This is a genomic window from Sulfuricurvum sp. (assembly GCF_019163035.1).
Lineage (GTDB): Bacteria > Campylobacterota > Campylobacteria > Campylobacterales > Sulfurimonadaceae > Sulfuricurvum.
On record NZ_JAFLKV010000136.1, the window covers coordinates 1 to 14,301 of the forward strand.

Below are 14,301 nucleotides of genomic sequence, written 5' to 3' on the forward strand. Positions count from 1 at the left end.
ACTTTGAGCGACATCGGATTCCTTTGCGCGTATGGCTTAAATTACGGACAAGGATAACACACTTTAAGGCAAAATCTCGAACATTCCGTGTTTATAAAATGCCCAGTTCGCTATAATGGCGTTATTATTTTACTAAGGTGTTATTATGAGTATTGAAGAACGAAGCGGAAATATTTGCGAATTGTGTGGAGCTACGGAAGGGTTGATCTCTTTTGAGGTTGCACCGAGCGATGGGACAGTGGATCAATCGATCCATATCTGTGAAACGTGCAAAAGCCAAATCACTAATCCTCAAAATCTTGATGCCGATCACTGGCGTTGTCTCTCAGATAGTATGTGGAGTCAAGTTCCTGCCGTCCAAGTAATGGCATACCGCCTTCTATCAGCACTCGGCGATCAAGATCAACTCGATATGATGTATCTCGAAGACGATGTCAAAGTATGGGCGCAATCGGGAATGCTCAATACAGCATCAAATGATGATGGCGGAGCCGTCGTTCAACGCGACAGTAACGGAACAATCCTCGCCGAGGGTGATACCGTAACCCTCATCAAAGACCTCGAAGTAAAAGGGGCTGGATTCACCGCCAAGCGTGGAACTATCGTTAAAAATATCCGTCTTACCGATGATGCACGCTACATCGAGGGAAAAATCAATGGAAGTACCATTGTCCTCGTTGCCGCGTTTATGAAAAAAGCGTAACTACCTAAAATTGAACGCCAAAGGAATTTCATCCCTTTGGCTACGCTAGCCGCTATGTCACTGAAGCTTGCCTCATTACGAGGCAGAAAAATAATCTATCTTAAATCATTTCTCCAGCTGTACCGCTAACTCCGAATAAACCCTCGCTTTTGCAATATTATAACGATGTGATTCTCCGCTTTTCTCCAACGATGCGATTTTTTGGTTCAGCTGTCCCATACGGGTATTGATCGAGTTATGATTTTGAATAACTTTAGACTTCTCTTCTCCACTAGGTTGTGGTTGTGACAGCCCCACAAAGTTCTTCGCTTGATTCACATAATTTCCCGTTGCATCGAGAGCATCTGCAATACTTTGTGTCGTTGCCGCCATCATTGAGGTGGATTCAGATATCTCATTTAAAGAGTTCTCAAGCGCTTTGGCATCCCCGAGTAATTTGCTATCAGCGTATACCGCCAATTTTGAAATCTCTGCACCACTCACGTTGGATCGGTTCAGCTTATCGAAATTCGCTAAAAATGTATCCGAACTGGTTTTGTATCGATTTAATGCACTCGCAGCACCACCGAGATGCAATATCGTCTTAGAGATCAATTTTGTAGTGTTTGAAACCTCACCAGCATAGGGAATCGGTAAAAATCTCACCACATTGCTGATATAGAGACTCGATTTAATCATATCGGCATAGTTGTCCACAGTCCCTTTCATCGCATTAATGAAAAGTTCGAACGACTCGATATTCTTTTTATCCTCACGCAACAGTTTTGCTACCTTTTCAAGGTGATCATACCCATACGCATTGAGCTGCGTTGCGCTCATACACGCTTTGGGAGGTGGTGGAGTCGCGGTCGGTTGCTGAGCGCACCCTCCCATCATCAGGACTAATATCGCCGATACAATTAATGGTTTCATTTGGATCCTTCTCTTAGTGGTAAGTATTATGTTTGATATAGTAGTAAAGATTTTAAATATCGCAGTTGAAAGTAGAGAAGAATGTACCAAAAAGAGCATACAACATCAAATAAAGATGAAATCTTTTTTGTAGAGGATATGTTCAGCCGTTTGCTTGAAAGCTGCCATTTTTTCCATTACATCAATCAGCGGAAATTTCCCCATTGAACTAATCTCTTGGCACAATAGAATTTCATAATTCGTCATTTTTGCACGATAAGCTACCATCGTATGCGTGATTGAAAGCTGTAGCTGCTTCGATACATTATTATGTTCTGCAAAAGCATTATCATTTAACATTTTAGAACCTTTAAGATGAAACTTGCTTATTGTATCATCTTAAAAGCATACGTGTCAATATATATTAAAAAATGTTATTTATAAGATGTCTGGTAAACTGTATCGTGATTGCAATATACTATTTTTTTAATCTTAACACTTTTTTAATGCTTTTTCTATTTCAGTAATTACCGCTGCCCAAGATCCTTGTTTATCTTGGCGAAAAATTTTAAGACTTTTGTACCATGGGGTTGTTTCTCCCTCTTGCATCCATCTCCAGTCAGCCGGTCGAGGAACCAATACCCACGCCTCTTTATTCATCGCACCGCACAGATGAGCTACAGATGTATCCGTTGTAATAACCAAATCAAGGGACTCGATAATGCTTGCCGTGTTCGAAAAATCGCTCAAGTGTTCTGATAAGTTGGTAATTTTCGATCCGAGGTTGAGGGCTTTAATCTCATCAGCATCTCCCCCTGCTTGAAGGGAATACCATTTTGTCCCTTTTATATCGAATAGTTTTTTGTAAAATTCCAGACCGATATACTTGTTTTTGAAATCTTTATTGGTGCGGCTGCTGCTCCATACCAAGCCGATTTTGAGGATAGGCTTTCCCTCTTTTTTAATAAGAGGAGAAGGTTTCGATGAACTTAGATAAGGGAACACCTGCGGAATATTCTCTTGGGTCGTTTGAAAAAGATAAGGAGCAGAGAGAAGCGGTAGATAATAATCGTGCTCAGGGATCGGATCCTCTTCACTGCACACCATAGCAACATTCGGCATAGACTTAAAGAGTTCGACAAGCTCGGGACGGGTACGAATAATGACTTTCGCACCCAATTCAATAAATGTGGGTACATAGCGGATAAACATAATGTTATCTCCGAACCCTTGCTCATTTTGGAGAATAAGGACTTTTTCGCGTAACGGTTGGCCTCGCCATATCGGAGTTGTATAGTGATGAAGTTTACTGATCAATTCTACCATTTGAAGACGATATTCATACCGTTTCCATCCGAGAGAGTAATTTCCGCGAGAAAGCTCGATAAGGGATAAATCAAAATTTGCATTAATATGCTGTGGGGCTAACGTGAGCGCTTTTTGGTAATAGATTTCCGCTTTTTCATACGCTTTTGACTCTTTATAGACTGCCCCCAAGTTGCTGTAGGCATCCGCGTAGGAGGGGTTTAATCGGATCGATTCTTCGAGATGAGCGATTGAGCCCGCCGTATCGTCCATATACCGCAGGAGGTTCCCTAAATTGTTGTGTACTGCCGGATCATTAGGATTGATAGTTAACACTTTTTGATACGCTTCTTTGGACTCATCATAGCGACCCAACTCTTTGTATACGACCCCTACGTTATTATAGGCGCGGGTACTGTTTGGATTGATTTTAATCGCGGCCAGGTAAGGGTCAAGCGCTTGTGCGTAGAGTTTCATGTTGGCAAAAAAGTTACCCAAGGTCAGATGGGCTTCGTATTCATTGGGGAAGTGTTTAACACACTCGATAGCGATATTCAATGATTTTTTATACTCTTTTTTCTCTTTATACAACTCTCCAAGAGCTATAAAATGTCCCATATCTTTACGCTCTAGCATGGTTGCACGCAGCAGAAGCTTCTCTGCCGCATCTATTCTATTTTGCATTTTATAGATCGTAAAAAGATTTGAGTAATAAAGAGGGTATCTAGGCTCTATCGAGAGTCCCTCCTCGTAAAGTCTCTGTGCTTTTTGCAGATCGCCTTGACGCTTGTACGCAATCGCGAGATTATTGTAAAAAGGGAGAAGTACTACTCTATCCCACGTTTTAATATCTTTGAGCTGAATGGCTTTTGTATAACAGCTTATCGCATCTAAATTTTGTGAATCTTTTAAAAAAAGATCTCCACTGATGATTAAATGAAGATGATTTTCCTCCGCTTCACTCAATGTTTTGCCTCATTTATCGTCCGAAAGGTATCGACTGAGCCATCGCTTCGCTTATAAACTTTCATCTCTTTTTTATTTTTTTTACTTATTTCATAATTTTTTTGCAACGCTTTATCGTAGTGTTTTTTATTCATATAGAGAACTTTCTCTTTGACATCGGGAGATTTTTTCAAATCTTTTTCAACTGCACCGACGTTAATCACTGCACCAAATACGACTATGAAAATGATATTTTTCAACATTTTAAATCCTTCTAATGACTAGTAGCCAAAATATTCGAGTAGTTTACCCTGCTTAGTTAAGAGATTGAAATAATCGATGATGCGAGTTTTTTGACTTCGAAGTTGCTCAAGTTCAGCCGTATTAACTTGACGCTGTGCTTGCAATAATATAACCAAATCTTGACTGGAGAGTCTGAATCGTTCCCAATACGAATAGGCCATTTTTCGACTCTCATCAATCTCTTTTTCCAAAGATTTCAAGGTATTAGTATTGGTCTGTACTGAATTAAAGAGCTTTTGGGAATCCCACTTAGTCTCTTTAGTAGTATACTCCAAATCATAGATTTTATCGCTTACTTCACTCATAGTACGAGCTGTTTTAGCTTCTGTTTTTCCACCTGTATAGATATCGTAACTTACTACAATTTGTAATAATGTATCAGAGTTTTCTCCATCAGTAATAGTGGGAGAGGAGCCATCATTATTTAGATCATTTCGATAACGTCTTGTTGTCGAGGCCGTAAAATCGACCGTTGGCCATGATGTAGATTTAGCAATGTACACATCTTTTTTCTTCTCTTCAATTTGTTGTCGCATGATATTCAAATCAGTATTATTGGTCTTAATCTTTTCATAAATAGGATCAAACTCTTCTAAAGCAATATCAAAACTAGTTTCATACGGATTACGATCTTCTGCTTTTTTATTGATGAGAAATTCATAATAATCTTTTGCATTGTTATACGCTGATTCAGTGTTCATTTTTGCTGTTTTTGCATTTGCCAAACTTGCCGCAATAGAGCTCTCATCCCCTTTGGTCGCCGCACCAAGGGTACTTTTTATTTTAACAATTTCATATATTTTTGAAAGTTTTTCATAATTTCGGGTATTGGCTTCAACCGAGAGACGACCGAATACAACGCTGCAATAGGCATCAATCATTTTATTGATTTCCTCTTGCATCGTCCCTTTCAGTTTCTCTTCTTGTTCATTTTTGACAATTTTATTTTTATCTAGTGTAGCCGCATCTCTCCCCGATGAGAAAAGATTATAATTGAGGGAAGCAGAATAATCGTATTGTGCATAATTTTGTTTATCAAACCCGTTCATTTGTTTTCGCATATTCGTATTAGAAAGTGTCACATCGGGCAAAAATTCTCCTAATGCTTCCCGCACCATATAATTGGCTTGTATAACCCGTTCTTTCGCTTGTTTTACTCGGTAATTTGCGTCAATCGCTTCTTTTACCGCATCTTTCAAAGTTACTTTATTGAGAATCTCTATCGTCGTATTGGCATCTTCCATCGACATTTCTTGAGGTAATGTTTGATTACTATCAACACCATAACTAGGGCTTAGAAGCGGCGATGGTGTTTTCATGGCTTCCTCGTTTGAAGCCTTTGCAACCGACGGTACAGCCAAAGTTGTAAGGAGAAAAACTGCCGCACAACTACTAATATATTTAATAATCATTCAGATTACCTCACTTAACATCAATTTTTATGTAACCAAACTGGTAGTTTGAAGCATTGGATTGCTTATAACTAATTTTAATTTTATTTTGAAGCTTTGGCATCTCTTGCAAAGAGTTCTTCAAACTAAGAATTCTCCCCAATGAAACCTGTTTGGTCTGAGTGGAACTTATCAGCTTAGTCGAATCCCCAACACTGAGATAGAACATCGCATTAGGATCTGTTTTAAGCCTGTTTTCCATAAAGGAAGCCACTTCCTGAACCATATCTTTACTCAAAAAATATTCATTATTTTTAAAAGCGATTACCGTATCGTTATCGACAAAATCAGCTGTTGCAAATTTATCCGATTTTTTAGTGAGTAAATTTCCTTCAACTTCTCCCCCTTGCACTGGGGTGGTATTGTTTGTCTCACGCTGTTGTGCAGCTTGGATTAGCTTTTCATAATCTTCTTTTTTGACCTGAACTACCTCTGTAACTTTTTCCTCTTGTTGTTCTGAGGTATTGGTCTCATCACTGGTTTTATCTTTGGTGTTAAACTGGATGTAATAACCGACATTGACAAACATAATCAGTACAAAGAGAAGCAAGACCATAATAATAGACGAAAACAGATCCACATATGCGATGAATGGGTTCATATCATCGCTATTACCCCCTCCAGCCATTTAAACTCCTACCAAAATCAAAATTACCGTTTAAAGAAGGAAGAGAAAAAGCCTTTTTTCTTCCCTTCTCTTGACTTGCGTAAAGTAGATTTTGTCTCAATAGATGAAACGATTTTTTCAATCTTATGTAATGTTTCTGCATTGGAATGAAGCCCCATAGAAGCTTCATCGATTTTATCATCTAATCCTACGATATTAGTATGCTGCTGCTGCATTATTTTTGTAAACTGAATATCTTCACTCTTTCGATCTTCGATATAAGCAGAAATGATTTTTTCAATCCCCGACAATCCTTGCTTCAGTTCTGTAATAAATTTAGAAACCTCTGAAAATCCGTTAGAGGTTTCTTGATTTGCTGATGCAGATATACTCAACAACTCTTGATTCTGCATTTGGTTATTTGATAATGCGTCACTCATTTTTTCCAGAACAGAGAGGGCATTTGCTTGGAATTGACCGTCTTGGGTGCTTATATTTTCGTTTTGGCTAAAAATAGACTCTAGTGCTTGTTTATTACTCTCTATCCCCGCTTTGAGCTCTCCTAAAATTTGAGCCACTCTTACTGAATTTTCACGGCTTTGCTCCGCAGAAGCTTGATGAGAGAGAAGGACTTTTTCTTCTCCTCTCGCTAAAGATACTGCTATATTATCCATCGAATTTAACAGTTGCAGCTGCTTGTTGGATCCTTTTTCAGCTTCTGTTTTTTGAGTATCTGCGTGTTTTTCTAAGAGGGTGATTCCCTCACGAATACTTCCGCCAACATTTTCTAAATTTTGGATCATTACGCGGTAGGCTTGCGAATGGTGTTCAAATTCTTTAGTTTGAGCCGTTAGTACATTCTCTAGTCGTTGATTGGTGTAATCAATTTTTGTTTGTACCCGATCAATCCCCTCACTTTGGAGGTGGATGTTATCTGCGATGACACTGAGTTCATTTAAAGACTCACCATGCATACGATTCGCTTCCTCATAAGTGCGCTCATTAACCGATAAAATTGCATTTAAAACATGATCATTTCTCTCCATGCGCTCAACCATCATCGCTATTTTTTGATTCATCTCATCAAACTTCTCGTAACTTTGCGTTGCAATAGTGCGATTATTTTGTGTAAGATTTTCAAAAATTGCTTTATGCTCATCGAGTTTTGAATTACCTGAAGTATGCAAGTTGATAATCGTATTGGTTAACGATTCAGATTGTATAAAAAATTTCTGTTGTATCTCGATCATTGAAGCAAAATAGTTTTTTTGTTCTTGAACAGATGTTTGAATCATTGTAAAAGTTGAGGCTATTTGATCAAAACGCTCATTGGATTTGGAAATTTTTCCCATCTCTACAGTAAGATCTGACATTTGTTCCAAGAAAATATCGAGAAAGCTTTTACGATGTCCCGTCAAATCGGAGCTTGATGAAATACCTGTTGAAGTTCCTTCTTGTGGAGCGACATCGATAATTCTATCTTTTAACCACTCTTCAATACCGCTGATGAGGGTATCTTGATAACGGAAAAGGATATACCCGTTCAAACCGAGAATTACCGCCGAAACAACCCCAAAAAGTGACGCACCAAAACCGATTGCCATACCCGAAAGAGGGCCTGAGAATTGTTGCATAATATCTTTGATATCAACATCACCGTTAAGACTCAAAATGATTTGACCCATTTTATCAATCGATTCAACCAACCCGACAAAGGTCCCAAGTAATCCGATAAGCATAGACGTATTGATAAAAAAGTTGATATAAGACTTTTGTTTGCTAAATTTTCCCTCTAGCCACTCGATAATATCACGCGACTCATCTTGAGTAAAAAGCATTTTTTGTTGATTTTTACGAGCTTCAAGCATATAGGCGATATTTGCAGGGAGAATCGATTCAATGTTACGGATATAAAACTCGTATCCGGTTTTTTTGTACGCAAGCGCCCCAAAGGTACCCCCGAGCATCATAATATCAAATCCACTTACAAATTGGTACAGTGTCCCTACCGCTAAAAACCCTAAAATAGCACTACTAAAAATGACTGTTGCCATATAAAATGTGCCTAGGATCTCTGAATTAACATAAACAACATATAAAATAAATAACCAAGTAATAAAATAAGCTTTATGGATTTTAATGCGTTTCATTATTTTTATCGTATCCTAATATTTATTTTTGGTTTATGGTAATAAGTTAGATCATAAGAACAAGAAGCGCAACGACCAGTCCTAATGCCGCCGTAGTAATCCCCGTTGTAATGCTTTTGGTCATATTCGGTAATGAACCATCTTGCAAAATATTTTCACTGATCAGAATCATCCCTATCCGTTTGTTATCAACATTCATAATTGGCTTGGCAAGAATAAAATTCTCTTCAGTCAAAATATATTTCTTTTCAAGGATTTCATCAAAGTTTAATTCTGTGATTTTTTCTAAAAAATCATCATCTACTGTTGATTGAACCGAAATTTCTCCTTTACCGATTTTTTTAAATGGGTATCGTTGAACATTTTTCATATCAAGAAAATCTTTGTCCATCAAGACTTGAAATATTTTATTCCCCTCCGCATAATCATCAACTAAAAAGTTTAACGATTTTTTGGTTTCAAGGACTCCATTACCTACCGGAAAAAATGCTCTAAAATAGACTTGACCGTCATCGTATTCAATGCCGCTGTTCATTTCATTGCTGATTAGAACCCGTTCAAGCACTTTCGAATCGCTTGGCGTGCTATTGAGTCGTGCATCAGCGAGAGACGAAGCGATCTTAATCCCATCTTTATTATAAAGTTCAAGGGCAATCGGAGTTTGATCGGGTTTATTAATTTTAGATGCAATACTTTTTAGCTGTTCATTAATCCCTGCAACGTTGTTTTGGTTATTTAGGATAGCAACAAAATTTGGGTTTTCTAATAATGCGATTCCCAGAAGAGTTATGCTTTCAACGGTTTTGTTACTTTTGGAGTCAATTTCAAGAAAATAGTTTGTACTGGTCGCTTCATATAAGTTTTGGGCTGCTCTGCTGGTAGTCGTATTCAAATACGATATGGTACCAATAATCCCAAGAAATGAGATTAATGTCAATGTAGTAAACCATACCCGTTTATTTTGTTTCAACTTCTCAAGAAAAGCTTGAAATTTTAAGATCATACCAAACATCTAAATTCCTCCATTAAATACTGTTTAAGATTATAACTAAAAATGGCTAATTTATGGCTCAAGCATCGAGTTTTGCCCGATTCTTTTAATCGGTAAAACAATATAACTTAACACCGTTTTTTTACCGGTGATTATATTAACTCCCGCTTCCATCCCCGGCATAATTGGAAGATTTGGCCCCAGACTATCTTTAAATGCTTTGATTTTAACTGCGTAGAGAATATCCCCTTTTTGGTTCGTATAGCTATCAGGGCTGATGGAAACTAATTCCCCATCAATGCGGCCATAACGAGCATAATCATAGGCAGTAATTTCGATATTGGCTTTTTGCCCTATCCAGATTCTTCCCCGATCAGAAGCTCGAATATTCGCATCAATCATAAAGCCATCTTCCAGCGGTGTCACTTCAGCCACCTTATCCCCCGGTTTTATAGCACCGCCGATGGTATAATAATAAAGTTTGTTAACGATCCCATTCACCGGAGAAGTTATCAATAGCCGCTTAGTACGATCTACACTTGCTTCGCTTTGCTGTGCTGTTTGTGTCAGTTTTAACCGGACATCTTGAAGTTCGTTGAGCGCTTTTGATTTTATCTCGGATCGGATCGAACCGAGTTCAAACATCCCCTCTTTTAATTTCCCCTGTGCCACCGGAATTTGATTTTTAACACCGTTAAGCTGTGTTATGAGATTTTGTTTTTTACCCATTTCCGCCAAATACTCTTTTTTTGATCCTGCACCCGATCTCATCAGTTGTTCAGAAATAGCCGTGTTTTCTTTGGCAAGATCCAATTCGGTCGTTAAATCTCTCAGTTTTGCCTCTAAATCTTGAATTTCATACCGTTTTTGTTCAACTTTTTGAGTCGCACCGTTGAGTCGCTCTGAGTTATTGAGCCGTTCGCTGTAAAAAATTTGCATCTCATTGTGAACCACTTGGGGATATTTTTCACTAAAGCCGCTACTGTACACAAGATCTTTATCATAAATCAAACTTTCCAATCGGTGCTGTTTGGCTTGTAACGAGACTTTTTCGATATCTTTTTCATTCAAATCGGCGGTAAATGAGGCTTGTTCGAGCTGATACATAGGCTGATTCAGGGAGACACGATCCCCTTCTTTGACCAAAATCTGGGAAACTATCCCCCCCTCCATGTGTTGAAGTACTTTGGTTTGACCGGAGGGGATGACTCTCCCCTCCCCTCTGACCACTTCATCTATACTTGAAAAAGCTGCCCAAAGCAACGTAGTTAGTATAAATAGCCCGATGGGAACGACGGTAATATAGTAATTCCATTTTTTTTCTATCATCATAATTCGCTAAATCCTTCTATCGGAAATCATTAAGAAACACCCGAAAGTTTTGCCAGTATTTCATCACGCGGACCATCGGCGACAATGCGACCACTGTTGACAACCATCACCCGATCCACCAGTTCCAATGCCGCAAAACGGTGGGTTATCAAAATAAGCGTTTTATCCGCAACAATCGGTTTAAGGTGTTTGATCATCTCTTTTTCAAGCCCCACATCCATCCCCGTGGTCGGCTCATCTAAAATCAAGATAGAAGGGTCATTAATCAACGATCGCGCAAGTCCTACCAAATGGCGCTGTCCCACCGACAATCTCGTCCCCCCCTCTCCCACTTGGAAATTTTCTCCCTCACCGGAGCGTTTTACCAACTCTTCGAGTCCTGTCATACGCAACAGTTTGATCAACATATCTTTACCGATATTTTTACCGATCTCGATGTTCTCTTTGAGTGTTCCGTCGAATAAAAAAGGCTCTTGGGGCATAATACCGATATTGTCACGAAGCTCTACGGGATGGATCGTATTGATCTCATGGCCATCGATAAAAACGGTTCCAGAACTTGGGGCATCCAAACCGGTTAAAAGACGCAAAACCGTACTTTTTCCCGCTCCGGTCGGTCCGATAAAACCGATTTTTTCTCCCGATTTTATCTTGAAACTCGCGCCGGTAATAGAGGGCTGTTTTGTCCCCGCATAGGTAAATGAGACGTTGTTGAACTCAATCTCGCCATGGAGCCGTTTAATCCCGATATCGATCGGCTTTTGGGTTTCAAGCGGTATATGCCAAAAGGTGTTCAACGATTCAAGGGCTTCTTTGAACTCTTTGTATTTGCTCAATAGATTGGATATATTGACAATCGGCACCATCGCTCTGCCAACGAGTAATCCAAGCGCTACCAACGCACCGATGGTGAGGTTTTTCTCTTGTACTTGATAAACTCCGACCACCAACGTTAAGACGGTGGCAAGCTGCATAATAATATAAGAGGTATTGGTCGCGAGATTGGTGTACATTTGTATTTTGAGATTAATATAATTGTAAAAATTGACGAGCTGTCTCCACTTATGGAGCCGTTTTGTCACCGCATTGGTAAGCTTTAAGGTCTCTATCCCTTTGATCGTCTCAAAAAGGTAGTTGTGCTTCATCTGTCCATCATGAAAGAGCTTTTTTCCCAACGTGAAAATCGGCATTTGCAACACAAGATTCACCCCGACAATGAGTATCCCGCAAACAAATGCAATGATCGCCACCTCAGCAGAGATCAAATAAATAACCAACAATGTCAAAAAGACAAACGGTAGATCAAGGGCATACGCGATACTTTTTGACATGAAAAAATCGCGCACTTGGGCAATCTCTTTAAAAAGGTTAGCTTTGGAACCGGCGAGTAGATGGTCATGTTGGCTTTGGATCAGCAACAATCGCTTTAAAAGCTCCTCTTCGAGAGTACTTCCGATCCGTCGTCCCATGTTTTCGAGAATATAGATACGAACCATCTTGAACAAAGCATCAAACACAAAGATCAAAATTACCCCAAAAGTGAGAACAAAAAGGGTTTCAACGGCAAAATTCGGGATAACGCGGTTGTAGACGTTCATCGCATACAAAGGAACCAATAAAATAAAGACGTTGATAAAAACGGTCAAAATAGATACTTTGATCAGATCGGGTTTGGCTTCAATGAGATGTTTCCAAAACCACCCTTTCCCCTTATCTTCATGGGTCAAGATATTTTTGTGACTCAAATCTTTATAAAAATACAAAATGGTATCAAATTCCTCCACCAACAGTGGAACCGGAATCCTTTTTCGCTCACCGCTAATGACGTCAAATACTTGCGCTATATCTGCCTCAATCGCCAAAAGAATCGTTGCCTTCGCCCCCTCTTTTGTCAAGATACACGGAAAGATATGAGAATAGATAATCTCTTCGGATATTTCCGTTTGCTCAAAATTGAGCCCAAAATCCATCGAACCGTGTTGTAAATCTTCAATCGCTAACATCTCATTGGTATGTGCCAAGATGGTCGTAATCGTTTTGAGTTCAACATCCCCATTGTAAAAATCGAGGATGTATTTGAACGATAGAAGGAGTCTATCGTGTGTTGGTTGTGTTGTTTCGAGTAGTTGTTCCATTAATTATGCCACTATCATGTGTAAAGTATTTGTTCCATCGGTAATATCATAAGCACCGGTCGTTGTAATAAAGGCTGGACTTGTCATCCCTGCAATGCTAAGATTAGTTGTATCTGTCCCTAAAACATCCAAATTAATGGTGTTATAACCACCTGTTTGCGCTAAATCGGATGTAAGCCCAAGATTCCAAAGCGCATTAAAATCTATCGTTAAACTTGCAGAACTCAAATCAATAGACGAAATATCCACTGTTTCTACATTAGAAATATTGCTCATATTTGCAGCTGTAATATGACTGCCAGATAACCCAGAAAGAGCTAATGTATCGGTATCAGCACCACCATCCATTGTGAGGCTACCCAATTTAGTAAAGTCTAACGTCATATTGTCATTTCCAGTGCCCCCGTTGAAACTAAATGTTCCGCTAAAACCACTTAGGTCACTTGCTAGATTTACAGAATCAGCACCGCCACTATCACTTATACTAAAGGCATTGGTACCTGATCCCGTAATATTCATGCTGCTAGCTTCTGTTGCATTTAGGGTTGTCCCTGTTGTAGCTCCAAGTGCTAGTGTTTCGATACCAGTTATCGTTTTTCCACTTAAATCAATGCTGTTGGCTGCAAGAGTTAATGTATCTGTACCACCGGTATCAGTCACATTCATGGCATAGTCAATTGTTATACTATTTACATTGCTTCCGGTTTGAAGTGTTGTGATCTCGTTCACATCCGTTGATGTTAAATCCGCAGTTCCAGTGTAATTGGTAAGATTTAGTGTTTCTACGCCATGTATCTTACCAAAATCTGCAGCACTCAGGGCAGTATTGGAGGTGATGGCAAGGGTATCTGCGGATGCAGCTAAATCAATACTCGAAGTAGCATGTAAAAAGCTGCTATTGAGCGTTAGAGATTCGCTTCCGGCAGCACCTGTCACCGATGTCGTAATTGCGCCATTAATAGTGGCACCCGATATATCGACGGTAACACCACTGGCAAGAGTAAGCGCATCTGCACTTGATAAGTTTTGGGCATAGGTCATTCCAGCACTAAAGTTGACGGTTTCGTTAACCGTAGAATTAATATTTGACCAATTAAATGCTAAATCACTATCCACATTGACAATTAGCGCTCCCGATCCTGTCACCGTATGACCGGATAATATTTCGTCGGTTGTAGTCATAACGCCGCCTGTAACTGCTAATGAAGCGTTACCAAGATTACCGGTAAAGGTAGCAGAACTGCCGCTCCATGTCGCACCAATAGTTGTTGTTGTAATGGTAGAGAGATCTGCCGCAAGTGTACCCTGTAGGTTAGTCACCGCAACTGTACCATTTGTGGTTAGATTATTGATCACTTTTGCGCTTACTACCGATGCATCCGCTGTAAGTGTAGTTCCTGTAGCAATATGGACGGCTGTTGTATTCAAGGTACCTGTCAAGGTTGTGCTTTGGTTGACATTGATGGTTTCAATACCCGTAATATTGGA

At 39.4% G+C, this 14,301-nt stretch carries 12 protein-coding genes; 1 reads left to right on the forward strand and 11 read right to left on the reverse strand.

The window, feature by feature from the left end; genetic code table 11:
• Window positions 1–145 precede the first annotated feature (145 nt).
• On the forward strand, window positions 146–703 hold the full coding sequence (locus JZU62_RS09970) for an alkylphosphonate utilization protein (protein WP_295014370.1): 558 nt from the start codon (window positions 146–148) through the stop codon (window positions 701–703).
• Window positions 704–808: 105 nt separating this feature from the next.
• On the opposite strand, the gene JZU62_RS09975 is transcribed toward JZU62_RS09970, so the two are convergent.
• The 11 genes from JZU62_RS09975 to JZU62_RS10025 all read right to left on the reverse strand — a co-directional run.
• Window positions 809–1,615: a hypothetical protein gene (locus tag JZU62_RS09975; protein ID WP_295014372.1), complete on the reverse strand. Its 807-nt coding sequence runs from the start codon at window positions 1,613–1,615 to the stop codon at window positions 809–811.
• A 105-nt stretch (window positions 1,616–1,720) separates the two neighbouring features.
• A complete protein-coding gene (locus tag JZU62_RS09980) occupies window positions 1,721–1,954 on the reverse strand; it encodes a hypothetical protein (protein WP_295014374.1) in 234 nt (77 codons plus the stop codon).
• 132 nt (window positions 1,955–2,086) lie between these two features.
• Complete coding sequence (locus JZU62_RS09985; RefSeq protein WP_295014376.1) at window positions 2,087–3,865, reverse strand: tetratricopeptide repeat protein; 1,779 nt, start codon at window positions 3,863–3,865, stop codon at window positions 2,087–2,089.
• Complete coding sequence (locus JZU62_RS09990) at window positions 3,862–4,107, reverse strand: hypothetical protein (RefSeq protein ID WP_295014378.1); 246 nt, start codon at window positions 4,105–4,107, stop codon at window positions 3,862–3,864. The genes JZU62_RS09985 and JZU62_RS09990 overlap by 4 nt, the downstream gene beginning before the upstream one ends.
• Before the next feature lie 18 nt (window positions 4,108–4,125).
• A complete protein-coding gene (locus JZU62_RS09995) occupies window positions 4,126–5,559 on the reverse strand; it encodes a TolC family protein (protein ID WP_295014380.1) in 1,434 nt (477 codons plus the stop codon).
• Between the two features lie 10 nt (window positions 5,560–5,569).
• Window positions 5,570–6,226 (reverse strand): hypothetical protein, encoded by a 657-nt coding sequence (locus JZU62_RS10000; RefSeq protein ID WP_295014382.1) that lies wholly within the window; start codon window positions 6,224–6,226, stop codon window positions 5,570–5,572.
• Between the two features lie 23 nt (window positions 6,227–6,249).
• Window positions 6,250–8,259, reverse strand: coding sequence for a hypothetical protein (locus tag JZU62_RS10005; protein WP_295014384.1), 2,010 nt, complete (start codon window positions 8,257–8,259; stop codon window positions 6,250–6,252).
• Between the two features lie 142 nt (window positions 8,260–8,401).
• A complete protein-coding gene (locus JZU62_RS10010; RefSeq protein ID WP_295014386.1) occupies window positions 8,402–9,367 on the reverse strand; it encodes a hypothetical protein in 966 nt (321 codons plus the stop codon).
• A 51-nt stretch (window positions 9,368–9,418) separates the two neighbouring features.
• Window positions 9,419–10,678, reverse strand: coding sequence for an HlyD family type I secretion periplasmic adaptor subunit (locus tag JZU62_RS10015; RefSeq protein WP_295014388.1), 1,260 nt, complete (start codon window positions 10,676–10,678; stop codon window positions 9,419–9,421).
• A gap of 29 nt (window positions 10,679–10,707) precedes the next feature.
• A complete protein-coding gene (locus tag JZU62_RS10020) occupies window positions 10,708–12,813 on the reverse strand; it encodes an ATP-binding cassette domain-containing protein (RefSeq protein WP_295014390.1) in 2,106 nt (701 codons plus the stop codon).
• A 3-nt stretch (window positions 12,814–12,816) separates the two neighbouring features.
• Window positions 12,817–14,301: hypothetical protein (locus JZU62_RS10025; protein ID WP_295014392.1), on the reverse strand; the 1,485-nt coding region annotated here is incomplete at its 5' end.

Excerpts from the sequence above, each read along its gene's own strand:
- JZU62_RS09970 (WP_295014370.1), top strand. The coding sequence starts at position 146 with ATGAGTATTGAAGAACGAAGCGGAAATATTTGCGAATTGTGTGGAGCT.
- JZU62_RS09975 (WP_295014372.1), bottom strand. The coding sequence starts at position 1,615 with ATGAAACCATTAATTGTATCGGCGATATTAGTCCTGATGATGGGAGGG.
- JZU62_RS09980 (WP_295014374.1), bottom strand. The coding sequence starts at position 1,954 with ATGTTAAATGATAATGCTTTTGCAGAACATAATAATGTATCGAAGCAG.
- JZU62_RS09990 (WP_295014378.1), bottom strand. The coding sequence starts at position 4,107 with ATGTTGAAAAATATCATTTTCATAGTCGTATTTGGTGCAGTGATTAAC.
- JZU62_RS09995 (WP_295014380.1), bottom strand. The coding sequence starts at position 5,559 with ATGATTATTAAATATATTAGTAGTTGTGCGGCAGTTTTTCTCCTTACA.
- JZU62_RS10000 (WP_295014382.1), bottom strand. The coding sequence starts at position 6,226 with ATGGCTGGAGGGGGTAATAGCGATGATATGAACCCATTCATCGCATAT.
- JZU62_RS10005 (WP_295014384.1), bottom strand. The coding sequence starts at position 8,259 with ATGGCAACAGTCATTTTTAGTAGTGCTATTTTAGGGTTTTTAGCGGTA.
- JZU62_RS10010 (WP_295014386.1), bottom strand. The coding sequence starts at position 9,367 with ATGTTTGGTATGATCTTAAAATTTCAAGCTTTTCTTGAGAAGTTGAAA.
- JZU62_RS10015 (WP_295014388.1), bottom strand. The coding sequence starts at position 10,678 with ATGATGATAGAAAAAAAATGGAATTACTATATTACCGTCGTTCCCATC.
- JZU62_RS10020 (WP_295014390.1), bottom strand. The coding sequence starts at position 12,813 with ATGGAACAACTACTCGAAACAACACAACCAACACACGATAGACTCCTT.